A 24,272-nucleotide genomic window follows, 5' to 3' on the forward strand; every position below is an offset into this window, starting at 1 on the left:
CTGCCCGCCTCCGTCCCCGAGGCCCTGCCCGCCTCCGTCCCCGAGGCCCTGCCCGCCTCCGTCCCCGAGGCCCTGCCCGCCTCCGTCCCCGAGGGCTCGCCGGTCTCCGCCGCCGAGACGTCCGGGCGCGGGGCGCTCTCCGGCGGACCGGGCCGGGGGGCCGGCCGCGCCGCGCGCCAGGACGGCCAGAACTCCCGGGGGTCGCCGTGCCGTACGCCGTGAGTGGCCCCGATCGAGGCGGCGGCGTCGTCCGCGCCGAGCAGGAGGGCCCGGCCCAGCGCCTCGGTGCGCGCCAGCGTGGCCGTGCCCTCGCCGGGGAGGCCGACGGTCAAGAGCCCGCACCTGCCCTCCTGGAGCGTGGCGATCATCCGCTCCAGCGACTCGCGCTCCAGCGGGACCGAGACCGGGCCCGTGTAGCGGAACGGGATCGGCGCCGGACTCGGCGCGACCTCGTCCGCCAGCCGTATCCGCTCGTCGTGGGCGAAGTGCTCGCGCATGACGCGCATCTCGAACGCGGGGTCGCGGAGCACCGGGCGGCGCCCCGAGGGCAGCGCCGACCACGGCGCGACCAGCGTGACCCGCACGTCGGTCACCGTCCCCTCCAGCGCCGCGTTCACCGCCCGGCGCACCTGCTCCTGGGTGGCGTCGCCCACGTGCAGGACCACCTCGACGTACGGCACCAGCCAGCGGCGTCCCCGCTCCTTGCGCAGGTCCCTGCGGAGCGGCACCCGGTGGGCCAGGTACGGGGCGACCACCCGCAGGGCGCGCTGCCGGTCCCGGCGCTGCGCGGGGAGGCCGAGGTGGGCCGCCCTGGCCGCCATGTCGGGGATGAAGACCACGCCGTGCTGGGCCAGCCGGTAGGCGAACTCGGTGTCCTCGCCCCGCAGCACGTGCGGATCGACCCCGCCCACGGCGTGGAACGTCTCCCGCCGCATCGCCACCGTGGGCCCGGTGCACACGTGGTAGGGATTGCGGCTGGTGCGCAGCCCGTTGGTGCGGGCGATGGTCTGCTCGGTGGAACTGGCCAGCGCCGAGGACAGGTTGACGACGGACTCCAGCGAGCCCGCGTGCACGGCCTCGTACACCTGGACGGACGTCAGCGCGGGCTCCTCGACGAACCTCTTGGCCCCGATGGTCACCAGGCAGCCGGCCAGGTGGTGCCAGCGGGCCAGCGCCTCGATGTGCTCGCGCGAGGTGATCATGTCGGCGTCCAGACGCTGCAGGATGTCGCCGCCGGCCAGGGCCGCCCCGGTGTTGACCGCGTGCGCGATGCCCCATCCGCCGGGATCCGTGGTGACGATCCGGGTGCCCCGCGGGGCGATCTCCGGCAGGCGTAGCGGCGGGTCGCTGCCGTCGTCCACCACGATCACCTCCATGAGGTGATCCGGGTACGTCTGCGCGGCCAGGGCGGCGAGGGTCAGGTCGAGCCGGTGCTGTCCGCCGTGGGCCGGGATGACCACGCTCACGGAGAGGGAGGGGGCCCACTCGCCGAGTGCCGGGGGGCGCAGTGGCGAGTAGTCGTTGTGCCGGATCGGGGGCAGATCGCTCGCTGCTCCGCCCGTCATAATGTCGCGCCCCTCATTCGCGTCGTCACTCGTCAAGCCCTTGACCATATTCGCAGTTGCTGAACGTTAGCTGTGCGGCCGGCGTCGCCTTCCCGCCACGGCCGGCATCGCGTTCCGGCCCCGGCCGACGTCGTGTTTCCCGTGTGTAAGACGCGCGAGGTGTCCATCTGGTGGACGCCGCATCCCGCCGGAGAGGTCGTTGCCCGTAGACTCTTTGCCCAACATCGCAGGTAGAACGCGCACGGCGGAGCCTCGCGCGGGAGGAGCAATCATGACCAGGGCGTGGCGTGGCCTCATCGAGGAGTATCGTGACCGGCTTCCGGTGACCACGGCGACGCCCGTCGTCACGCTGCTGGAGGGCGGCACGCCGCTCGTTCCGGCGCACCGCGTCTCGGCGCTGACCGGCTGCGAGGTCTACCTGAAGGTCGAGGGGCTGAACCCGACGGGCAGTTTCAAGGACCGCGGCATGACGATGGCCATCAGCAAGGCCGTCGAGGAGGGCGCCAAGGCCGTCATCTGCGCCTCCACCGGCAACACCAGCGCCTCGGCCGCCGCCTACGCGGTCCGCGCGGGCCTGACCTGCGCCGTGCTCGTGCCCCGAGGGAAGATCGCGATGGGCAAGCTGGCCCAGGCGCTCGTCCACGGCGCGAAGCTGCTCCAGGTCGAGGGCTCCTTCGACGACTGCCTGGAGATGACCAGGGAGCTCTCGGAGAACTACCCGATCGCGCTGGTCAACTCGGTCAACCCGTTCCGGCTGCAGGGCCAGAAGACCGCCGCCTTCGAGATCGTGGACGCCCTCGGCGACGCGCCCGACATCCACTGCATCCCGGTCGGGAACGCCGGCAACATCTCGGCCTACTGGATGGGCTACACCGAGTACGCCGGGGACGGCGTCGCCACCAGGACGCCCAGGATGTTCGGCTTCCAGGCGAGCGGCGCCGCGCCGATCGTCAACGGCGCCCCGGTGACCCACCCCCACACGATCGCCACCGCGATCCGCATCGGCAACCCGGCCTCCTGGCAGCTGGCCGAGGCCGCGCGCGACGAGTCCGGCGGCGTCATCCAGTCGGTGACCGACCGGCAGATCGCCGCCGCCTACAAGCTGCTGGCGCAGGAGGAGGGCGTGTTCGTCGAGCTGGCCTCGGCGGCCAGCGTGGCCGGTCTCCTCCAGGCTCACGAGCAGGGCCTGGTCGACCCCGGCCAGCGCATCGTCTGCACGGTGACGGGCAACGGCCTCAAGGACCCCGACTGGGCCATCTCCGGCGCCCCCACCCCCCTGACGATCTCGATCGACGCCCACGCCGCCGCCACCGCCCTCGACCTCGTCTGATCCGTCCGGCGCGTCGTCCCGCCCGGCGGGCGCGCCGCCGTCTCCCTTCCCGGAACGGCGGCGTTCTCCCCTGCCGGGCGCGGTGTTCCCGGCGCCGCCGTACGGCGGGTGACAAGGAGACAAATGACCGACAGCACGGTGGTCGTCCGGGTCCCGGCGACCTCGGCCAACCTCGGCCCCGGGTTCGACACGCTCGGCCTGGCCCTCGCCTTCTACGACGAGGTCGAGGCGACCCTCTTCGAACCGTCCTCGGACGCGACGGCCGCGGAGGTTCTCGTGGAGGGTGAGGGCGCGGGCGAGCTCGATCTCGGGGAGGGCCATCTCATCGTCGCGACGATGCGCAAGACCTTCGACCGGATGGGCCTGCCGCAGCCCCGGGGGATCCGGCTGCGCTGCCGCAACCGCATCCCGCACTCGCGCGGTCTCGGTTCGTCCTCGGCCGCGATCTGCGCCGGGATCGTCGCGGCCCGCGCGCTGGCGGCGGCGCCGTACGCCGCGCAGCCACGACTCCGCCCGGACGGCTCAGCGTTCAGCTACGAGGGGAATCCGGCGGAGCCCGCGGGCTTCACCGACGACGACGCCTTCGCCCTCGCCACCGAGATCGAGGGGCACCCCGACAACGTCGCGCCCTGCCTGGCCGGAGGGCTGACGATCGCGTGGATGGAACAGCCCGGCGTCCCGCGTATGGTGAAGCTGGTTCCCCACGCGGACGTCAGGCCGGTGGCGCTCGTCCCCCGGCACCGCCTGTCCACGGAGGTCGCCAGGGGACTGCTCCCCGAGCGGGTTCCGCACGCGGACGCCTCGGCGAACGCCGGGCGGGCGGCGCTGCTGATCGCGGCGCTGACCGGCCGGCCGGAGCGGGAACTGCTGCTGGCCGCGACGCAGGACCGGTTGCACCAGGACTACCGCGCCCCCGCCATGCCGCAGACGGCCGAGCTGGTCAAGCGCCTGCGCGGAGCGGGCGTTCCGGCGGTCGTCTCCGGGGCGGGTCCCACGGTTCTTGCGTTTCCGGCAGCGGATACGCAGGATTTGATCGCACCGGAAGTGGGTACTGACTGGCACATCCAGCCACTGGATGTCGAAACCCACGGTGCGTGCGTCGTTTCTCCCGAGACACGCTGATGCCTCTTACGACCTTCAGGGAATAGCTGTGTGCGCTGGTGATGTTAGGCTGATAGCCGCACCAGGTGCCCCCGTTTCGGGTGCGTGCTTGTCAGCCACACATCGTCGTACCACGTCTCGCTCCGTGAGGCGTGAGCGCCACAGTGGTTTCCCCGAATCCGTCGCCTCCGAATGGCCCACATTCGGTTGGGGCTGTCAGAGACGGCGTTTCAGGGGACATGCGCGTTCGAACCATCTCGACATCTGGTTGCCGGTAGCGATCCGGGGGGTGTCCTCCAAGCCCCACCGTCGATGAGCCTCGATGGTGACGGCGTGGATGCGCCCTTCCGACAGCGGCGGCGGCTCCCACGGGCCGTCGAGGATCGTGACGTGCAACCCGGCCCGGTCTGTCCCACCGGGTCGATCGCACCACCGGGACGATTGGCCGATCGTGGCCACGCCCGACCCCTGGGAAGGACCCATTAGTGAGCGACACCACCGAACTCCTCTCCGACGCCAACGGCACCCAGCCGGCGGCCGGCGACACCCCCACCCGCGCCGTGAAGCGTCGTCGCTCCGGCACTGGTCTGTCCGCCATGGTGCTGCCCGAGCTGCAGGCCATGGCGAGCAGCCTTGGCATCAGCGGGACCGGGCGGATGCGCAAGAGCCAGCTGATCGCGGCCATCCAGGAGAAGCAGGGCGTCTCCGCGGAGAGCGCCCCGGCGCCCGCCGCGGTCCAGGAGGCTCCGGCCGCCGCCGAACCGGCCCCCGAGCGCCCCGCCCGCAGCCGCCGGGAACGTTCCCGGGCCGCGGCCCCCACCGCCCCCGCCGAGCCCGCGCCCGAGCAGGCCGTCACGCCTGAGCCGGTGGCCGCCGCCGCTCCCGTGGTGGAGCAGCCGGCCGAGGCCGGTCAGGCCGAGGGCCGTTCCGAGCGGGGTGAGAGCCGCCGTGAGCGCCGCGGCCGCGGTGAGCGCCGCGAGCGCGGTGAGCGCGGCGAGGCCCGCACCGACCAGCGCGCCGCCGACGCGGGCCAGGGCCGCGCCGAGCGCGGTGAGCGTCCCGAGCGCGGCGACCGTGCCGAGCGCGGTGAGCGTCCCGAGCGCGGCGACCGTGCCGAGCGCGGCGACCGCGCCGAGCGCGGCGACCAGAACCGCGGTGGCGCGCAGAGCCGCGCCGACCAGCACGGAGCCGGCGGGGAGGACGACGACCGCCGCGGCCGCCGCGGCCGGTTCCGGGAGCGCAACCGCCGCGGCCGTGACCGCTTCGACAGCAACGAGCCCGTGGTCGGCGAGGACGACGTCCTGATCCCGATCGCCGGCATCCTGGACATCCTGGACAACTACGCGTTCGTCCGGACCAGCGGCTACCTGCCCGGCGCCAACGACGTCTACGTGTCGCTGGCCCAGATCCGCCGGCACGGCCTGCGCAAGGGCGACGTCGTCACCGGCGCCGTCCGCCAGCCGCGCGAAGGCGAGCGCCGCGAGAAGTTCAACGCGCTCGTCCGCCTCGACACGGTCAACGGCATGGACCCGGAGCAGGCCCGCCAGCGGCCCGACTTCAACAAGCTCACGCCGCTCTACCCGCAGGAGCGCCTGCGCCTGGAGACCGAGCCGAACATCCTGACGACCCGGATCATCGACCTGGTCGCCCCGATCGGCAAGGGCCAGCGCGGCCTCATCGTCTCCCCGCCCAAGGCGGGCAAGACGATGGTGCTCCAGGCGATCGCCAACGCGATCACCCGCAACAACCCCGAGTGCCACCTGATGGTCGTCCTCGTCGACGAGCGTCCGGAAGAGGTCACCGACATGCAGCGGTCGGTGAAGGGCGAGGTCATCCACTCGACCTTCGACCGTCCCGCCGAGGACCACACCACGGTCGCCGAGCTCGCCATCGAGCGGGCCAAGCGCCTGGTGGAGCTGGGCCACGACGTCGTCGTGCTGCTCGACTCGATCACCCGTCTGGGCCGCGCCTACAACCTGGCCGCCCCGGCCTCCGGCCGGATCCTGTCGGGCGGTGTCGACTCCACGGCGCTCTACCCGCCCAAGCGCTTCTTCGGCGCCGCCCGCAACATCGAGAACGGCGGCTCGCTGACGATCCTCGCCACGGCGCTGGTGGAGACCGGCTCCAAGATGGACGAGGTCATCTTCGAGGAGTTCAAGGGCACCGGCAACGCCGAGCTCAAGCTCAACCGCTCCCTCGCCGACAAGCGGATCTTCCCCGCGGTGGACGTCGACGCGTCCGGCACCCGCAAGGAGGAGATCCTCATGTCGAAGGACGAGCTGCAGATCGTCTGGAAGCTGCGGCGCGTGCTGCACGCCCTGGACATGCAGCAGGCTCTCGAGCTCCTCCTGGAGAAGATGAAGGAGACCAAGTCCAACGCGGAGTTCCTGCTCCAGGTGCAGAAGACGACGGTCAACTCCGACCGCGACTGATCCGTCGTCCCCCGCGGGAAAGCCGTCCCGCACGGGAAACGGGAAACGCCCGGTGGCCTCGGCCACCGGGCGTTTCGTTCGTCTGCGCCGCCCGCTAGCGGACGTCGACGTACTCGTGGCCGGACTTGGAACCGTAGGTCTTGCCGGTCCCGCCGACGACGGCCCGCCAGTGGGCGTCGAACCTCGGCTTGATCGTCTTGCTGAACCTGCCGGTGCCGCTCGCCTTGACGTAGTAGGCGAACGTCCAGCCGCCGCCCCTCTTCTTGTAGTACAGCCCGACGGTCTTCCCGGCGTAGGGGGAGTAGCCGCGGTAGGCCTTGCCGAACAGGCGGACGGACTTGCCCCGCCTGACCTTGTTGGCGGAGACGTCGAAGGAGACCTTGGACTTCACCTTCTTGCCGGCGCCCCTCCGGACGGTGAAGGTGTCGGCTTCCTCGATCTTCAGGGTCTGGCCGCCGCGTGAGGCCTGCAGCTCCAGCGTCCAGGTTCCGGTGGCGTAGGAGGTGTCGAAGGAGGTCTCGGCCGTCCAGGAGCCGCCGTCGCCCTTGGTCAGGGCCAGGTCGACCGAGTCGCTCTCGTCGTCGCTGTAGAGCCTGCCCTTGACCGAGGAGGCGCCGACGATGCTGGCGCGGATCTTGACCTTGGTGTCCCCGCCCGATCTGAGGACGACAGGGTCGGTCACCCCGGCGTAGACGAACTTGACCTGCGGGTCGACCGTGACTTCTCTGCAGCTGTCATTGCCGGAGCCGCCCCGCTTGACCGTCAGGCGGACGAGCCACTTGCCGTCCTTGTCGCCCTTCTTGATTTTGAAGCTGCCCTTGATCTTGACGCTCGCCGGAGCGGAAGTCTGGGCGCCGGTGGGGGGCGCCGGGACCTGCCCGACCGTGGCGGCGGTCCAACCGGTCTCGCCGGTCCTCTGGAAGTCCGCTTCGAGGAGGGTGACGTTCTTCTCGAGGAACTTCTTGCCGGCGTCGTCCCCGGTGCCGTTGACCAGCTTGTACGGGTCCTTGATGGTCGCCTCGAAGGTGACCGTGGCGTCATCCTTGATCGGGATGTAGGCGTCGTCCACGGTCAGTGCCGTGACGTCGGCGTCGTTGAGCGTGCAGGCCGCGGCTGCGGACGCGGCCGGCGTGAGGATGGTGACCGTGCCTCCTGCGAGGACGGCAGCCCCCGTGGCGGTCGCCAGGAGCAACCGCATTCCCTTCCCCGTCATTAATCCCCTTACTTACGTAAAGATTGAGAAAAGTTACAGTTCGGGCATAGGAGCCTAACGGGGCGGAAGTGATGCGTCCATCGGAACCGATCAGGTGCCGGGGAATGCCTCACGGGCCGGAGTGGTTGCAGCATCTGGCACACTGGTTACCGAACCGCAGCGGTTCCGGTTCCCGCCCGCGCGCACCTGGTGTGCTTCAGCGCGCAAGCCGCTCTCGGCGAGACACAAGTGGCGACCCGGCGACCGCGCACTGGAGAGGACGAAAGCCATGAAGCCCGACATTCACCCGGAGTACGCCACCACTCAGGTGACCTGCACCTGCGGTAACTCCTTCACCACCCGCAGCACCGCCAAGGGTGGCTCGATCCACGCCGACGTGTGCTCCGCCTGCCACCCGTTCTACACGGGCAAGCAGAAGATCCTGGACACCGGTGGCCGCGTGGCGCGCTTCGAGAAGCGCTTCGGCAAGAAGCCCGCGGGCAAGTAGCCCTCGTCCCGACGCCGGCTCGGCGCGTCCCTCGTCCGCGGGGGACCCGCCCGGGTCGGCGTTCGTGGTGATGGGGCAGGTGTAAAAGGGCTCTCCAAGGAAGAAGGACGTGCGGTGAACCTCGACGAGCTGCTCAGTGAGTACGCCGAGCTGGAACTCAAGCTCGCCGATCCCGCCGTGCACGCCAACCCGACGCAGGCGCGCACATTCGGCCGCCGCTACGCCGAGCTGACCCCGATCATCACCACCTACCGGGAGCTCGAAGGCGTCCAGAACGACCTGGCCACCGCCCGGGAGCTGGCCCCGGAGGACGAGGCGTTCGCCGAGGAGGCCAAGGAACTGGAGGCCCGCGTCCCCGAGCTGGAGGACAGGCTCCGCCACCTGCTCATCCCGCGTGATCCCAACGATGACAAGGACATCATCATGGAGATCAAGGCGGGCGAGGGCGGCGAGGAGTCGGCTCTGTTCGCCGGCGACCTCCTGCGGATGTACCTCCGCTACGCCGAGCGGATCGGCTGGAAGACCGAGATCATCGACATGACCCACTCCGACCTGGGCGGCTACAAAGACGTCACGGTCGCGCTGAAGGCCAGGGGCGACGACGGCGTCTGGTCGAGGCTCAAGTTCGAAGGCGGCGTGCACCGCGTGCAGCGCGTGCCGGTCACCGAGTCGCAGGGCCGCATCCACACCAGCGCGGCGGGCGTGCTGGTCTACCCTGAGGCGGAGGAGGTCGACGTCCAGATCGACCCGAACGACCTGCGCATCGACGTCTACCGGTCCAGCGGCCCCGGCGGCCAGAGCGTCAACACCACCGACTCGGCCGTGCGCATCACGCACCTGCCGACCGGGGTGGTCGTCTCCTGCCAGAACGAGAAGAGCCAGCTGCAGAACAAGGAGTCGGCCATGCGCATCCTGCGGGCGCGCCTGCAGGCCCTCGCCGAGGAGGAGGCCAACGCCGCGGCGATGGCCGAGCGCAAGTCCCAGATCCGCACGGTCGACCGCTCCGAGCGCATCCGCACCTACAACTTCCCCGAGAACCGCATCTCCGACCACCGCACCGGTTTCAAGGCCTACAACCTCGACCAGGTGCTGGACGGCGACCTGTCGGCCGTCATCCAGTCCCTGCTCGACGCCGAGATGGCGGAGAAGCTCGCGGCCCACTCCTAAGGCCCACGCACAGAACGCGCCCATGACCCTTCTGCTGGACGAGATCGCCCTCGCCACCGCCCGGCTCGCCGAGGCCGGTGTGCCGTCGCCGCGCACCGACGCCGAGGAGATCGCCGCCTACGTGCACGGCGTGCGGCGCAGCGAGCTGCACACCGTGACCGACGCGGACTTCGACGCGCTGTTCTGGGAGGGCATCGCCCGGCGCGAGGCCCGCGAGCCGCTCCAGCACATCACCGGGCGGGCCTACTTCCGCTACCTGTCGCTGGAGGTCGGCCCCGGCGTGTTCGTCCCGCGCCCGGAGACCGAGGTGGTGGCGGGATGGGCCATCGAGCGGCTGCGGGAGATGGACGTCGCCGCCCCCGTGGTCGTGGACCTCGGCACCGGCTCCGGCGCGATCGCGCTGTCCATCGCCCAGGAGGTCGCCCTGGCCACGGTGCACGCCGTCGAGGTCGATCCGGACGCCTACCGGTGGGCCAAGCGCAACATCCTGGAGCACGGCCAGGGCCGGGTGCACCTGCACCCCGAGGACCTCGCCGACGCCCTGCCCGAGCTCGACGGCCAGGTGGACCTGGTCATCTCCAACCCGCCCTACATCCCGCCGGGCGCGATCCCGCGCGACCCCGAGGTGCGCGACTACGACCCGTACCGCGCCCTGTACGGCTCGGGTGAGGACGGCCTCGACGAGGTCAGGGCGGTGGAGCGGACCGCCAGGCGGCTGCTGCGGCCCGGCGGCTTCGTCGCCGTGGAGCACGCCGACCAGCAGGGCACCCCGGTCTACCTGATCTTCTCCGAGGAGAACGGCTGGCGCGACGTGCGCAGCCGCCAGGACCTCACCCGCAGAGACCGGTTCGTCACCGCCCGTTTCGGCCAGGAATAGCGATCGGGAACGGCGGACGGAATATGATGATGTTCCGTGAGCCGACGATATGACTGCGCCGACGCGGAGCAGAGGGCCGCGGGGCTGACCGACGCCGCCTCGGCCGTGCGCCAGGGCGAGCTGGTGGTCCTCCCGACCGACACCGTCTACGGCATCGGCGGTGACGCCTTCACCCAGTCGGCCGTCGTCCGCCTCCTGGAGGCCAAGGGGCGCGGCCGGGACATGCCGGTGCCCGTCCTGGTCGGCACCGTGCGGGCGGCCAACGCCCTGGTGGAGAACCTGGGGCCGTACGGCCAGGACCTCATCGACGCCTTCTGGCCCGGCCCGCTCACCCTGATCTGCCGGGCGAACCGCTCGCTCTCCTGGGACCTGGGCGACACCAAGGGCACCGTCGCGCTGCGCATGCCGCTGCACGCCGTGGCGCTCGACCTGCTCAAGGAGACCGGGCCGATGGCCGTCTCCAGCGCCAACCGCTCCGGGGAGCCTCCCGCGACCACGGCCGCCGACGCGGAGAAGCAGCTCGGCGACTCGGTCTCGGTCTACCTCGACGGGGGACCCTGCTCCGACGACGTCCCGTCCACGATCATCGACCTGACCACGGCCGTGCCCCGGCTGCTGCGCCGGGGGGCCATCCCGGTGGAGAAACTGCGCGGCGTGGTCGGCTACGTGGCGACGGACGCCGACCCGGCCTCCGGCGACTGACCCGCCGCCCGGACACCGGCGCACGCGCTCGCCGTGCGCCGGTCCGACCGGTGAGCGCCCGGACCGATGATCCATACCGGCTGATTATCACCGTGACGAGAGGCCGTCTCCCCGGTAGCGTGAAATGGGCCGCCACCCCCGGGAGACGCTCATGGGAAAGTTCGACGGGATGGACCCCGAGCTGGTCCGCGAGCTCCTGGCCGAGGTGAAGCAGGCCGCTGAGCAGATGCGGACGGTCGAGGGCCGCGTCACCCGGCTCATGAGCGGAGCCGGCCTCTCCTCCCAGTCCGCCCACCGCCCGGTCCAGGTCGCCGAGGCGTGCGACACCATGGTGAAGGACGTCTCCGGGCGCGTCACCCTCCTGGAGAAGAAGCACGACCAGAAGGGGACGTCCGGCGAACCGAGGGTCACGGACCAGTCGGCGGACGACTCCCCGAAGCCCGAGCCCAAGGACTCCACGCCGGATCCGAAGCCCGAGCCCAAGGACTCCACGCCGGATCCGAAGCCCGAGCCCAAGGAGCCGCCGCCGGATCCGACGCACGACGAGCCACCGGCTCCGCAGCCGAGAGACTCCGGCGACTCCACGCCCGGCCCGGGCAAGGACTCCGGCGCCGCGCCGGACGGATCCCGGGGCGACGGAGTCGTGGACACGCCCGGGAAGGATCACTCCGACGACGTCGACCAGAGCGGCGATCCCAAGCCCCAGGTCGTCGTCGTGGACGGCGTCAAGGTGCTGCAGATCCCGCTCGACCCGCCGACCGCGGAAGAGGTCGAGACGCTGCTGCGGAACATCCAGGACGTCCCGCCCATGGACATGCCGTCCGTGGAGGGCGCCTCCGACTCCGCGGACACGCGGCCCGGCCAGGTCGAGCCGGGCGAGCCGCTCCCGGGGGTCAAGCCCGACGGTCCCGTCCTCGACACCGCCGAACCCGCCGAGGGCCAGACGATCCAGCCGCCGGGCACCGGCGGCGAGGCGACGCGAGGAGAAGTCACCGAGGGGTCCGGGAGCGGTGGTGATCGGGGAGGGTCCACGGCGCCGTGGGCGGACGACGGCAGCGAGGTGGTCTCGGTGGCGGCGAGGCCGCCGGATCCGGAGGCGCTCAAGGTTCTCGTCGACAACGTGCGTGAGATCGAGCCGCTCGACATGCCGGACGCGCAGGCGACGGCGGGAGACCCCGGCACGGGCGACTCCGGCGGGTCCGGGAGCGGTGGTGATCGGGGAGGGTCCACGGCGCCGTGGGCGGACGACGGCAGCGAGGTGGTCTCGGTGGCGGCGAGGCCGCCGGATCCGGAGGCGCTCAGGGTCCTCGTCGACAACGTGCGTGAGATCGAGCCGCTCGACATGCCGGACGTGCGGGTGCCCGACGGGGAGACCTGGGGCGAAGGCCCCTGGGCGCCCATGGACATCAGGCCGGACGGCCCGGCGGGCGATGTGGAGCCGGGAGACCCGCTCCGGCCCATCCCGCCTCCGGGCGGGTCGTCAAGCGCAGAGTCGGTGTGAGGAGCCATCGGATGTACGCAGACCCGCCCGCCCCGCAGCCGCTCCAGCCGGGGGAGACCCCGCCCGCGCCGGACTCCGCAGGTTCCGCGCTGCTCGGTCCGGGCGCCGCCGTGACCTGGGAGTTCAACCCAGAGTACCAGCGGCTGGTCACCCTGTGGGGGCAGGTGCTGCCCCTGATGGAGACGCTGACCACCTCCCTGGACAAGGCCTACCAGATGGCCAAGAGCCGCGATGTCTGGGACGCCCCGGTGGGGGAGCGCTACGTGCGGGACCTGGTGGAGTGGCGGGCCCGGCTCGGCCAGTACCGGCAGGCGATCCTCACCTCGATCAGCGACCAGGCGGCCGACACGCCCCGCTGGGTGCCGGTCAACGCCGGGGCGCCGCACGCGTTCTCCTGACGACGCGACCGGACGACCCGCCCTGACATGGGATGACGAGGGCCCGCGGGCTTACAGTGGAGAGGAGTCGTCCGCCCGACCGCCGAACGGAGTAAGGCGATGAGCCCTGGGAGCCCTGAGAGCCCCGTGCCGTACTACGGGCCCGACTTCGGCCTTCTGCTCCGGCGGGATCCGGAGGCCGCCGAGGTTCTCCTCGACGAACTCGACCGGCTGCGCGACGGGCTCCAGCTCATCGCGAGCGAGAACTTCGCCTCGCCCGCGGTGCTGGCCGCGCTCGGCTCGACCCTCACCAACAAGTACGCCGAGGGCTACCCCGGCCGGCGTTACTACGGCGGATGCGAAGTCGTCGACCGGGCCGAGCGGCTCGCGATCGACCGGGCCCGCGAGCTGTTCGGCGCCGACCACGTCAACGTGCAGCCGTACTCGGGGGCCATGGCCAACCTGGCCGCCTACGCGGCGCTGCTCCAGCCGGGCGACACCGTGCTCGCCATGGCGCTGTCGCACGGCGGGCACCTCACCCACGGATCGAAGGTCAACTTCTCCGGCCGCTGGTTCAACGTCGTGGCGTACGGCGTGCGCCGGGACACCGAGCTGATCGACTACGACGAGGTCAGGGAGCTGGCGCTGCGCCACCGGCCCAAGATGATCGTCTGCGGCGCCACCGCCTACCCGAGGGAGATCGACTTCGCGGCCTTCCGGGGGATCGCCGACGAAGTGGGCGCCTGGCTGCTCGCCGACGTCGCGCACACCATCGGGCTGATGGCCGGAGGGGCGCTGCCGTCCGCGGTGCCGTACGCCGACGTGGTGACCTTCACCACGCACAAGGCGCTGCGCGGCCCGCGGGGCGGCGGGATCATGTGCACGGCGGAACTGGCGACGAAGATCGATCGGGCGGTGTTCCCGTTCGTCCAGGGCGGCCCGCTCATGAACGCGGTGGCGGCCAAGGCGGTGGCCTTCGGGGAGGCGCTCCGGCCGGAGTTCGCCGGCTACGCGCACCGGGTCGCGGACAACGCCCGGACGCTGGCCGACGCGCTGGCCACCGAGGGCCTGCGGCCGGTCTCCGGCGGCACGGACAGTCATCTCGTCCTGATCGACCTGCGGGACGTCGGGACCTCCGGCGCGGTGGCCGAGCAGCGGTGCGCCGCCGCCGGGATCACGCTGAACCGCAACGCCATCCCCTACGATCCGGAGCCGCCCACGGTGACCTCCGGGATCAGGGTGGGAACCCCCAGCGTGACCACCCAGGGCATGGGGCAGGAGGAGATGAAGGAGATCGCCACGATGATCGCGCGGGTCGTGCGGGAGCCCGGCGCGGCGGGGGAGATCAGGCAGCGGGTGATGGAGCTGACGCGCATCCATCCCGTATATCCCAGCGAATTATGAGGTGCTCTGTGCAGTTTTCCGGTCACAGCTGGCCGCGCTATCCGCGAAACTAGGTCCGTGCGCGAATACCTACTGACGGCTCTCGTGGCGGCGGCGGCGACCTATCTGCTGGTTCCGCTGGTGCGCGTCTTCGCCATCCGCATCGGCGCGATGCCCGAGGTCCGCGACCGGGACGTGCACACCACGCCGACCCCGCGCCTGGGCGGCCTGGCCATGTACGGCGGGCTGGTGGCGGGCCTGCTGGTGGCGGCGAACCTGCCGTACGTGGGGGGCGACGGCGGGCTCGCGGCCAAGGAGCTGGCGGGGGGGAAGGTCGTCACCGCGCTGATCCTGGCGGGCGGCCTGATCACGCTGACCGGCTTCCTGGACGACTGGTGGGGCATGGACGCCCTGATCAAGCTCGCCGGCCAGATCGGCGCGGCGGGCGTGCTGGCGGCCTTCGACGTCACCCTGCCGTGGATCCCGCTGCCCAGTGACATGGGCGGCGTCCAGAGCCTCGACTCCATGCTGAGGGCGCTGATCACGATCCTGATCGTGGTCGTCATGATCAATGCGGTCAACTTCGTCGACGGGCTGGACGGCCTGGCCGCCGGGATCGTCGGCATCGCCGCCATGGCCACCTGGACCTACGCCATCTTCCTGTCCACGGACTTCGGCAACACCAGCATCAACGCCACGGCGACGATCGCCGCGGTCCTCATCGGCATGTGCCTGGGCTTCCTGCCGCACAACTTCCACCCGGCGAAGATCTTCATGGGCGACACCGGGGCGATGCTCATCGGCCTGGTCCTCGCCTCCACGATGATCACGATCACGCCGCTCGACTCGAACAGCATCAACACCTTCCCCGTCATCCTGCCGCTGCTGCTCCCGGTCGCGATCCTGGTCCTGCCGCTGCTCGACCTGATCATGGCGGTGATCCGGCGCACCTCCAACGGCCTGTCGCCGTTCGCCCCCGACCGCGGCCACCTGCACCACCGCCTGCTGGACATCGGTCACTCGCACCGCCGCAGCGTCCTGATCATGTACGCCTGGACGTTCCTGTTCGCCTTCGCGGTCGTGGCGATGTCCTACGAGGGCGTCCCGCTGGCCCTGTTCCTGCTGACCGTGCTGCTGGCCGTCGGCGTGCTGGTGGCCATGGCGCTGCCGCGCCTGCGTTCGCGTCGCAACGGCGGGGGCGCGCACGCCGCCGGACGTCACGCGCGTCAGGCGGAGGAATCCGAGCGGGGGCAGGACGCCGGCCCTTTCCCCGCTGAAGCCTCCTTCCCCGCCGGGACTCCGTTCTCCGCCGGCGCCCCGTCCCCGGAGGGCGCCCGCCCGGTCTTCCCGCAGCCGTCCCCGGAGGGCGCCCGCCCGGTCTTCCCGCAGCCGTCGCCGCAGGGCCCGGCCGCGCAGGTTTCCCGCCCGCTCCCCATGGAGTCCCCGCTCCCGCCGGTCGTTCCGCCGTTCTCGCCGGGGCCGCCGCACCCGGGGACGTCCGCGGCGGGCGACGACACGGCGGTGCTGTCCGTCCTCCCCGACCTGTCGTTCAGCACTCCCCGGACGAGCTTTCCGCCCACTGAGACGCCGCGCTGAACACGTTCCGGAAACCTCTTGATCGTTTACTTGAAACGGCAGGTAAAGGCGCTCTTCCAAGAGCTTGTGATAGCTTTCACTAGCAGGCGTTGAACAGTACGAGGCCTGCTGGGTAGCAATCGCTCGCTTGATAACAGTCACCTGGAGTGCCGATGCAGGCCAACGACCTCCGACTCCTGAGGGCCGCCGCGATCCCGACGGTGCTGGCCGGGTTGGTCGCCGTCGTCGCCGCGGTCTTCCTCGAAGGGGGAAGGGGCGCGCTGGGCGCCGTCCTCGGCATGGTCACGGTGACGGTCTTCTTCGCCCTCGGCGTGGCCGCCGTCGCCTACGCCTCCCGCATCTCGCCCACCGTCATGATGGCCGCCGCGATGGGCACCTTCTTCGCGAAGATCATCGCGCTCATCGTGATCCTGGAGTCCCTGGCGAACGTCGACATCTGGCACCCCAGGGCCTTCGCCCTGACCGCCATCACGTGCACCATCGCCTGGACGATCGGCGAGGCCCGCGGGTTCATGCGCCTGCGCATGCTCTACGTGGAGCCCGGGTTCAAGGTCCCGGGCCACCACGAGGAGAAGCGATGACCTCCGTCGCAGGTCGCCTCCCCCTCTCGAGAGCCCGACACGCCGCGGGCACGGGCACGGTGAGCCCCCTGGTCACCGCCCGGACGGGTGACTCCGGTCCGTCACGCTGGCCCGGTATGACTAGCCGTGGCCGCGACTGCTATCGTCGCCTACGCGATACGCATGAGAGAGTGCCAGGCTGGGCTCACGGCCCCTGGCCTCCCGTCGATCGCATCACCCATCTACTTGCTCTTCCCGATGTACGGCCGCCCGGCGGCACGGCAGTGGAAGACGTCCTGACCCACCACGACGAAGGGAAAGCCGAGTGAGCGCCGCGCTGCCACTTCTCGCTGCCGAGGAGTTCCAAGCCCCGGGGCTCGGCCTGTTCGACTGGCCGGCACTCGTCGAGGGTCAGGCTTGGTTCAACAAGCCGGCCCTGTTCGCGCTGATCGCCGCGCTGCTGGTCATCGTGTTCGCCTTCAGCGCCTTCTCCCGCCCGCAGCTGGTTCCCCGGGGAATGCAGAACATCGGCGAGCTCGCCTACGTGTTCGTCCGCGAGCAGGTCGCCCGGCCGTTCCTCGGCAAGGACAGCGACCGCTGGATGCCGCTGCTGTTCAGCATGTTCCTCTTCGTGTGGATCATGAACCTGTTCGGCTCCGTCATCTTCATCCAGTTCCCCGTGATGTCGCGGATCGGCTACCCGGCCGTCCTCGCGATCGGTGTGTGGCTGCTGGTGATGTACCTCGGCATCAAGCACCAGGGTCCGATCGGCTTCTTCAAGAACGTCATGTTCCCGCCCGGTCTTCCCAAGTGGATCTACGTTCTCGTCGCCCCGATCGAGCTCGTCTCCACCTTCTTCCTGCGTCACATCACGCACGCGGTCCGGCTCTTCGCCACGATGATGGCCGGGCACCTGATCATCGCGCTCTTCTCCGAGGTCGGCTGGCACTTCCTGTTCGTCCAGCTCACCCCGCTCGGCGCGCCGGTCGGTGTGATCGGCGTCATCATGACGATCATCCTGACCGCCTTCGAGCTGTTCATCCAGGCCCTGCAGGCCTACGTGTTCGCGCTGCTGACCGCCATGTTCATCAACGACGCCCAGCACGCGCACTGAGACTTCCCGCCCCGAAACGACAGATGGTTCCGGTGGACACCCTCCACCGGTCGATAGAAAAGGAAACGAAAGCATGAGCGCTGTGCTCGCTGAGGTCACCGGCAACCTCGGTTCCATCGGCTACGGTCTGGCCGCCATCGGCCCCGGCGTCGGCATCGGCATCATCTTCGGTCAGGGCGTGCAGGCCATCGCCCGCCAGCCCGAGGCCTACAACCTCATCCGCCAGAACATGATCCTGGGCTTCGTCTTCGCCGAGGCGCTCGCGCTGATCGGTGTCGCGCTCGCGTTCGCCTTCCGGGCCTGAGACAGACGATCGGCCCCTGACGGGAAGGCATCACCATGATTCTGACAGCGGTAGCGGCAGCGGAGAGCAACCCGCTGCTTCCGCATCCGGCCGAGATGGCCATCGGTGGCTTCGCGTTCCTGCTCGTCCTGTTCTTCGTCGGCAAGCTGCTGGTGCCGCGCATCCAGAAGACTCTGGAAGAGCGCACCGCCGCCATCGAGGGCGGCATCCAGAAGGCGCAGGACGCCCAGGCAGAGGCCCAGGCGATGCTCGCCCAGTACAAGGAGCAGCTCGCCGAGGCTCGTCACGAGGCTTCGCGCCTGCGTGAGGAGGCCCGCGAGCAGGGCGCCCAGATCAAGGCGGAGCTCCGCGAGGAGGCGCAGGCCGAGGCCCGCCGTCTCATCGAGGCCGCGCACGCCCAGATCGAGGCGGACCGTCAGCAGGCGTTCGCCCAGCTCCGCGCCGAGATCGGCCGGCTGTCGACCGACCTGGCAGGCCGCATCGTCGGTGAGTCCCTCGAGGACGAGGCGCGTCAGCGCCGCACCGTCGACCGGTTCCTTGAGGAGCTCGAGTCGAGCAGCGCGGCGGTCCGCTGATGCTGGAGCGAACCCGACGCAGTGAGCGGAGTGGCTCGCGAGGTACGAGCGGGCCGCGCAGCGAACGAGGAGCGGTGAGCGACCGATGAGAGGTCTGAGCAGGGCTTCGCTGGCCGAGGTCGAAGAGCGTTTCAACGCTGTCGCGGGGAGCGCGGACCTCGGCACGCTGGCCGACGAGCTTTTCGCGGTCGCCGACCTGTTCGACCGTGAGCACGGGCTCCGCAGGAGCCTGTCCGACGCCGCCCGTCCGGCGGAGCAGAAGGCCCAGACCCTCCGGATCCTCCTGGAGGGCAAGGTCAGCACCGCCGCCCTGGAGACGGCCATCTCGGCCGTCTCCGTCAAGTGGGCGCGCTCCGGCGACCTGGCCGACGCGCTGGAGCGCCTCGGCGTGGTCGCCGCCTCGGCCGAGGCCGAGGCGCAGGGCAAGCTCGACGACGTCGAGGACGAGCTGTTCCGGTTCGGGCGCATCGTCGCCGGGAACCTGGACCTGCACCGGACGCTGGCCGACCCGGCGGCGCCCGCGCAGGCCAAGCGGGAGCTGCTCACCACCCTGCTCGGCGGCAAGGCGGCCCCGTCCACGCTCCGTCTGGTCACGCAGCTCGTGGTGCACCCGCGAGGACGTAGCCTTGACGGTGGGCTGGAGCAGTTCGGCAGTCTGGTCGCCGCCCAGCGGCAGCGTCTCGTCGCGGTGGTGCGCAGCGCCGTCGCTTTCTCCGAGGAGCAGAAGCAGCGCCTGGCCGCGTGGCTGCGCACCTCGTACGGCCGCGACGTTCACCTGAACGTCGAGGTGGATCCGCGGGTGATCGGTGGGTTCTCGGTCCGCATCGGGGACGACCTCATCGACAGCACCGTCGCGGGACGAATCGAAGAAGTCCGCCGCCGGTTGGCCGGCTAGGCGAATAGGGAGACAGAAGAGAGATGGCGGAGCTTACGATCCGGCCGGACGAGATCCGGGACGCGCTTGAGCGCTTCGTCCAGGCGTACGAGCCGGAAGGCGCCGCGCGCGAGGAGATCGGGACCGTCGTCGACTGCGGCGACGGCATCGCCCATGTCTCCGGCCTTCCCTCGGCGATGGCGAACGAGCTGCTCGAGTTCGAGGACGGCACGCGTGGTCTGGCACTGAACCTGGACGTCCGGGAGATCGGTGTCGTTATCCTGGGCGACTTCAGCAAGATCGAGGAGGGCCAGTCGGTCCGCCGCACGGGTGAGGTCCTCTCCGTGCCGGTCGGCGACAACTTCCTCGGCCGCGTGGTCGACCCGCTGGGCAACCCGCTGGACGGCAAGGGCGCCATCGAGGCCGAGGGCATGCGCGCCCTCGAGCTCCAGGCCCCCTCCGTGGTCCAGCGCCAGCCGGTGAAGGAGCCGCTGGCCACCGGCATCAAGGCGATCGACGCCATGACCGCGATCGGCCGGGGTCAGCGTCAGCTGATCATCGGTGACCGCGGCACCGGCAAGACCGCCATCGCCGTGGACACCATCCTCAACCAGCGGGAGAACTGGCTCTCCGGCGACCCGTCGAAGCAGGTCCGCTGCGTCTACGTCGCGGTCGGCCAGAAGGGCTCGACGATCGCGCAGGTGAAGGGCCGCCTGGAGGCGGCGGGCGCGATGGAGTACACCACCATCGTCGCCGCTCCGGCCTCCGACCCGGCCGGCTTCAAGTACCTCGCCCCCTACACCGGCTCGGCCATCGGCCAGCACTGGATGTACCAGGGCAAGCACGTCCTCATCGTCTTCGACGACCTGACCAAGCAGGCCGACGCCTACCGCGCCGTCTCCCTGCTGCTGCGTCGCCCGCCGGGCCGCGAGGCCTACCCCGGCGACGTCTTCTACCTGCACTCGCGTCTGCTGGAGCGTTGCGCCAAGCTCTCCGACGACATGGGCGCCGGTTCGATGACGGGCCTTCCGGTCATCGAGACCAAGGGCAACGACGTCTCGGCGTTCATCCCGACCAACGTCATCTCCATCACCGACGGACAGGTCTTCCTCGAGACCGACCTGTTCAACGCCGGTGTCCGCCCGGCCATCAACGTCGGCATCTCGGTCTCCCGAGTCGGCGGCTCGGCGCAGACCAAGGCGATGAAGAAGGTCGCGGGCACGCTCCGTCTCGCCCTGTCCCAGTACCGCGACCTGGAGGCCTTCGCGGCCTTCGCCTCCGACCTGGACGCGGCCTCCAAGGCGCAGCTGGAGCGCGGTCAGCGCCTGGTCGAGTTGCTCAAGCAGCCGCAGTACAGCCCCTTCCCGGTGGAGAAGGAGGTCGTCTCGATCTGGGCCGGCACCACCGGTGAGCTCGACGAGGTCCCGGTCGAGGACATCCGCCGCTTCGAGGCGGAGTTCCTGGACTACCTGGGCCGTGACCACAAGGGCGTCTTCGACGGCATCCGCGAGACCAAGGAGCTCTCGGACGACGCGATCACGACCCTGAAGGACGCGATCACCCAGTTCAAGAAGGGCTTCGAGACCTCCGCGGGTGAGCTGCTGGTCAACGACGAGCCGGTCGCGGCCCTCGGCGCCGACCGGGTCGGCCAGGAGAAGATCACCAAGCAGATCCGCACGGACGAGAAGAAGTAGCCGATGGGTGCCCAGCTAAGACTGCTGCGGCGGCGGATCAAGTCGGTCAAGTCCACGGCGAAGATCACGCGCGCCCAGGAGCTCATCGCTTCGTCGCGCATCGTGAAGGCCCAGCAGCGGATGCAGGCCGCGGTGCCGTACGAGCGCGAGATCACTCGCGCCGTCACGGGCGTGGTCAGCAACACCTCCAGCGTCGACCACCCGCTGACCGTGGCGAGGGAGAACACCCGCAGGGCGGGTGTGCTCATCGTCACCAGCGACCGCGGGTTCTGCGGCGGCTTCAACGCCAACGTCCTGCGTGAGGCCGAGGCCCTCGGCAACCTGCTGCGGAGCAGGGGCATCGAGCCCGTGCCCTTCGTGGTGGGGCGCAAGGGCATCACCTGGCACAGCTTCCGGGGACGGGAGATGGGCGGCCAGTGGGGCGGGTTCTCCGACAGCCCCTCCTACGCCAACGCCAAGGAGATCGCCGACACGCTCATCAAGGCGTTCTCGGCCGAGGAGATCGACGAGATCCACGTCGTCTCGACCGAGTTCGTCTCGATGCTCACGCAGAACGTCGTGGTCAAGCGGATCCTGCCGCTCGAGGTCGAGGAGACCCGGGAGAAGCCGGAGACGCCGCTGCCGTACTTCGAGTTCGAGCCCACCGCGGGCGACGTGCTCGACTCGCTGCTGCCGCGGTACGTGGAGTCGCGCATCTTCAGCACGCTGCTCCAGTCGGCCGCCTCGGAGCACGCCGCGCGTCGCCGGGCCATGAAGTCGGCGACCGACAACGCCAACGAGCTCATCCGCGTGTTCACCCAGCAGATGAACCAGGCTCGACAGGCCGAGATCACCCAGGAAATCAGCGAGATCGTCGGTGGCGCCAACGCGCTGGCTGACGCCGCAGCGGGGAAAGAGTGAAATGACTGCAGAGACTGTTGAGACCGGCGTGGGCCGTGTCGCCCGGGTCACCGGTCCCGTCGTCGACGTGGAGTTCCCCGTCGAGGCGATGCCCGACATCTTCAACGCCCTGAACGTGGACGTCACGGTCGGCGGCGAGACCAAGACCCTGACCATGGAGGTCGCCCAGCACCTGGGCGACAACCTGGTCCGGGCCATCTCGATGCAGCCCACCGACGGCCTGACCCGCGGTGCGGCGGTGTCCGACTCCGGCGCGCCGATCTCGGTGCCGGTCGGCGACGTCGTCAAGGGCCACGTGTGGAACGCGCTCGGCGAGTCCCTGGACGTGCCGACCGCCTCCCTGAAGGTCACCGAGAAGTGGGGCATCCACCGCCCGTCCCCGGCCTTCGACACCCTCGAGTCGCGCACCGAGATGCTGCCCACCGGCATCAAGGTCATCGACCTGCTCACCCCGTACGTGAAGGGTGGCAAGATCGGTCTGTTCGGCGGCGCCGGTGTCGGCAAGACCGTTCTGATCCAGGAGATGATCCGCCGCGTCGCGCTGAAGTTCTCCGGAACCTCGTGCTTCGCGGGCGTCGGCGAGCGCACCCGTGAGGGCAACGACCTCTGGCTGGAGATGGAGGAGGCGGGCGTCCTCAAGGACACCGCGCTCGTCTTCGGCCAGATGGACGAGCCGCCGGGCACCCGTCTGCGCGTCGCGCTCTCCGCCCTGACCATGGCGGAGTACTTCCGTGACGTGCAGAAGCAGGACGTGCTTCTGTTCATCGACAACATCTTCCGGTTCACCCAGGCCGGCTCCGAGGTGTCCACCCTGCTCGGCCGCATGCCGTCCGCGGTGGGTTACCAGCCGACCCTGGCCGACGAGATGGGCGTCCTCCAGGAGCGCATCACCTCGACCCGCGGTCACTCGATCACCTCCATGCAGGCGATCTACGTCCCCGCGGACGACATCACCGACCCGGCCCCGCACAACGCGTTCGCGCACCTCGACGCGCAGACCGTTCTGTCCCGGCCGATCTCGGAGAAGGGCATCTACCCCGCGGTGGACCCGCTCGACTCCAGCTCGCGGATCCTCGACCCGCAGGTCGTCGGCGAGGAGCACTACCGCGTCGCCCAGGAGACCAAGCGGATCCTGCAGAAGTACAAGGAACTGCAGGACATCATCGCGATCCTCGGCATCGACGAGCTCTCCGAAGAGGACAAGGTCACCGTCAACCGGGCCCGCCGCATCGAGCGCTTCCTGTCGCACCCGATGTACGCCGCCGAGGCGTTCACCGGCCAGCCGGGTGAGTTCGTGCCGCTGGACGAGACCATCGCGTCCTTCAAGGGCCTGTGCGCCGGCGAGTACGACCACCTGCCCGAGCAGGCGTTCTTCATGGTCGGTGGCATCGAGCAGGCCATCGCCAAGGCCAAGGAACTCTCCCGCTAGTCGCCTTCGGTGCCGGTACGGCCTCAAGCCGTACCGGCACCCGGTTCGAAAGGAACGGATCCGAAAGTGGCGAAGCTGCGAGTAGGCGTCGTCTCACCGGAGCGGGAGCTCTGGTCCGGCGAGGCGGACATGGTGATCGCCAAGACGATCGACGGCGAGATCGGCATCATGCCCCAGCACGCTCCCGTGCTCGGCGTCCTCGTCGAGGGCGGCGTGCTGACGGTGAAGCGCGGCGGGGGCGAGCCCGACCTCGTCGCCGCGGTGCACGGCGGGTTCCTCTCGGTGGCGGACAACGAGGTGTCGATCCTGGCCGAGGTGGCCGAGCTCGGCTCCGAGGTGGACGTCGCCCGGGCGAAGAACGCGCTCGACCGGGCGCAGGCCTCCGTCGAGGTCGGTCAGGAGAACACCGACGCCAAGCGCGCCAGGGCACGGCTGCGCGCGGCGGGCGAGGAAGTCGGATAGGTTCTGCTCCTGAGCGGTACGGTTTTTGGGGGCGGCGGACATGACGGCACGTGACGTACTCATCGTGGCGGTGCTGCCCGTCGTCCTGCTGGCCCTGCGCATCCTGGTGCTCACCCGTTCCCGGGGCTCGGTGCTGTGCTGTCTGCGCCCGACGCCCGGGAAGCGGGGCTGGCGGCTGGGCGTGGCCCGCTACGCCGGAGAGCGCCTCAACTGGATCCCGCTCATAGGTCTGCTGCCGAGGCCGCGCCACGTCATCGTGAGGCGCGGCCTCGTCGTTTCCGGACGTCGCCGGATCGGGACCGGCGAGTTCTTCGGCTTCCTGGAGGGCGTGACGGCCCTGGAGTGCGAGAGCGGAACGTTCCGATTCGAGCTGGCCGCGGGCTACCGCGCGCTGACCGGTTTCGTCGCCTGGCTGGAGTCCGCCCCGCCCAGCGCCCACCTCGACGTCGTCTGACCCCTCCCCGGAGAGTTGACGCCCCGCCAGGCGTACGGGGTCGACAGGCACCGCCGGGCCGTCCAGAGAATCTTCTCGCCATCCTTGTACGGCGTCGCCATCACCTACCCGCTGCTGCCATGGGCCTATCCCTTCTGGCGCCGGTACGGCGAGAGGTGGCACGGGCGTGCTCGGC

At 70.4% G+C, this 24,272-nt stretch carries 23 protein-coding genes; 21 read left to right on the top strand and 2 right to left on the bottom strand.

Annotation, left to right across the window (positions count from 1 at the left end):
• Positions 1–1,565 (bottom strand): glycosyltransferase family 2 protein (locus tag Plo01_RS05925; RefSeq protein WP_203889481.1); only part of this gene is annotated, 1,565 nt, incomplete at its 3' end.
• Between the two features lie 271 nt (positions 1,566–1,836).
• Here Plo01_RS05925 and thrC point away from each other — a divergent pair.
• The 3 genes from thrC (at position 1,837) to rho (ending at position 6,428) form a co-directional block, all read left to right on the top strand.
• A complete protein-coding gene (gene thrC / locus Plo01_RS05930) occupies positions 1,837–2,895 on the top strand; it encodes a threonine synthase (protein ID WP_203889482.1) in 1,059 nt (352 codons plus the stop codon).
• A 123-nt stretch (positions 2,896–3,018) separates the two neighbouring features.
• Complete coding sequence (locus Plo01_RS05935) at positions 3,019–4,017, top strand: homoserine kinase (protein WP_203889483.1); 999 nt, start codon at positions 3,019–3,021, stop codon at positions 4,015–4,017.
• Between the two features lie 464 nt (positions 4,018–4,481).
• Positions 4,482–6,428, top strand: a complete 1,947-nt coding sequence (gene rho / locus Plo01_RS05940; protein WP_203889484.1) for a transcription termination factor Rho — start codon at positions 4,482–4,484, stop codon at positions 6,426–6,428.
• A 94-nt stretch (positions 6,429–6,522) separates the two neighbouring features.
• Here rho and Plo01_RS05945 read toward each other — a convergent pair whose 3' ends face one another.
• Positions 6,523–7,641 (bottom strand): hypothetical protein, encoded by a 1,119-nt coding sequence (locus Plo01_RS05945; protein ID WP_203889485.1) that lies wholly within the window; start codon positions 7,639–7,641, stop codon positions 6,523–6,525.
• A 268-nt stretch (positions 7,642–7,909) separates the two neighbouring features.
• Between Plo01_RS05945 and rpmE the strand changes: the two genes are divergently transcribed.
• The 18 genes from rpmE (at position 7,910) to Plo01_RS06035 (ending at position 24,097) form a co-directional block, all read left to right on the top strand.
• Entirely contained in the window at positions 7,910–8,128 is a 219-nt protein-coding gene (gene rpmE / locus Plo01_RS05950; RefSeq protein ID WP_203889486.1) for a 50S ribosomal protein L31, read from the top strand.
• 114 nt (positions 8,129–8,242) lie between these two features.
• The gene (gene prfA / locus Plo01_RS05955) at positions 8,243–9,295 is read left to right on the top strand and encodes a peptide chain release factor 1 (RefSeq protein WP_203889487.1); all 1,053 of its coding nucleotides are present in this window, start codon (positions 8,243–8,245) and stop codon (positions 9,293–9,295) included.
• Between the two features lie 22 nt (positions 9,296–9,317).
• Positions 9,318–10,172, top strand: coding sequence for a peptide chain release factor N(5)-glutamine methyltransferase (prmC, locus tag Plo01_RS05960; protein ID WP_203889488.1), 855 nt, complete (start codon positions 9,318–9,320; stop codon positions 10,170–10,172).
• A gap of 36 nt (positions 10,173–10,208) precedes the next feature.
• Positions 10,209–10,874, top strand: coding sequence for an L-threonylcarbamoyladenylate synthase (locus Plo01_RS05965; protein WP_203889489.1), 666 nt, complete (start codon positions 10,209–10,211; stop codon positions 10,872–10,874).
• A gap of 151 nt (positions 10,875–11,025) precedes the next feature.
• The gene (locus tag Plo01_RS05970) at positions 11,026–12,375 is read left to right on the top strand and encodes a hypothetical protein (protein ID WP_203889490.1); all 1,350 of its coding nucleotides are present in this window, start codon (positions 11,026–11,028) and stop codon (positions 12,373–12,375) included.
• A gap of 11 nt (positions 12,376–12,386) precedes the next feature.
• On the top strand, positions 12,387–12,773 hold the full coding sequence (locus Plo01_RS05975; protein ID WP_203889491.1) for a hypothetical protein: 387 nt from the start codon (positions 12,387–12,389) through the stop codon (positions 12,771–12,773).
• Between the two features lie 99 nt (positions 12,774–12,872).
• Entirely contained in the window at positions 12,873–14,156 is a 1,284-nt protein-coding gene (gene glyA / locus Plo01_RS05980; protein ID WP_203889492.1) for a serine hydroxymethyltransferase, read from the top strand.
• A gap of 57 nt (positions 14,157–14,213) precedes the next feature.
• Entirely contained in the window at positions 14,214–15,731 is a 1,518-nt protein-coding gene (locus tag Plo01_RS40865) for an MraY family glycosyltransferase (protein WP_275415365.1), read from the top strand.
• A gap of 152 nt (positions 15,732–15,883) precedes the next feature.
• Positions 15,884–16,312 (top strand): Cg1360 family ATP-synthase-associated protein, encoded by a 429-nt coding sequence (locus tag Plo01_RS05990; protein WP_203889493.1) that lies wholly within the window; start codon positions 15,884–15,886, stop codon positions 16,310–16,312.
• Positions 16,313–16,616: 304 nt separating this feature from the next.
• Positions 16,617–17,405, top strand: coding sequence for a F0F1 ATP synthase subunit A (gene atpB, locus Plo01_RS05995; RefSeq protein ID WP_203889494.1), 789 nt, complete (start codon positions 16,617–16,619; stop codon positions 17,403–17,405).
• Positions 17,406–17,478: 73 nt separating this feature from the next.
• Positions 17,479–17,709: an ATP synthase F0 subunit C gene (gene atpE / locus Plo01_RS06000; protein WP_203889495.1), complete on the top strand. Its 231-nt coding sequence runs from the start codon at positions 17,479–17,481 to the stop codon at positions 17,707–17,709.
• 35 nt (positions 17,710–17,744) lie between these two features.
• Positions 17,745–18,284 (top strand): F0F1 ATP synthase subunit B, encoded by a 540-nt coding sequence (locus Plo01_RS06005; protein WP_203889496.1) that lies wholly within the window; start codon positions 17,745–17,747, stop codon positions 18,282–18,284.
• Positions 18,285–18,369: 85 nt separating this feature from the next.
• On the top strand, positions 18,370–19,179 hold the full coding sequence (locus Plo01_RS06010) for a F0F1 ATP synthase subunit delta (RefSeq protein WP_203889497.1): 810 nt from the start codon (positions 18,370–18,372) through the stop codon (positions 19,177–19,179).
• 23 nt (positions 19,180–19,202) lie between these two features.
• Positions 19,203–20,852: a F0F1 ATP synthase subunit alpha gene (gene atpA / locus Plo01_RS06015; protein ID WP_203889498.1), complete on the top strand. Its 1,650-nt coding sequence runs from the start codon at positions 19,203–19,205 to the stop codon at positions 20,850–20,852.
• A 3-nt stretch (positions 20,853–20,855) separates the two neighbouring features.
• A complete protein-coding gene (locus Plo01_RS06020; RefSeq protein ID WP_203889499.1) occupies positions 20,856–21,752 on the top strand; it encodes a F0F1 ATP synthase subunit gamma in 897 nt (298 codons plus the stop codon).
• A gap of 1 nt (position 21,753) precedes the next feature.
• Positions 21,754–23,181, top strand: coding sequence for a F0F1 ATP synthase subunit beta (atpD, locus tag Plo01_RS06025; protein WP_203889500.1), 1,428 nt, complete (start codon positions 21,754–21,756; stop codon positions 23,179–23,181).
• A 66-nt stretch (positions 23,182–23,247) separates the two neighbouring features.
• Positions 23,248–23,643 carry a F0F1 ATP synthase subunit epsilon gene (locus Plo01_RS06030; RefSeq protein WP_203889501.1) on the top strand — a complete coding sequence of 132 codons (396 nt, stop codon included), beginning with the start codon at positions 23,248–23,250 and terminating at the stop codon, positions 23,641–23,643.
• A 40-nt stretch (positions 23,644–23,683) separates the two neighbouring features.
• Positions 23,684–24,097, top strand: coding sequence for a DUF2550 domain-containing protein (locus Plo01_RS06035; protein WP_203889502.1), 414 nt, complete (start codon positions 23,684–23,686; stop codon positions 24,095–24,097).
• Positions 24,098–24,272: the final 175 nt, after the last annotated feature.

This window comes from Planobispora longispora, from assembly GCF_016863135.1.
Taxonomy (GTDB): domain Bacteria; phylum Actinomycetota; class Actinomycetes; order Streptosporangiales; family Streptosporangiaceae; genus Planobispora; species Planobispora longispora.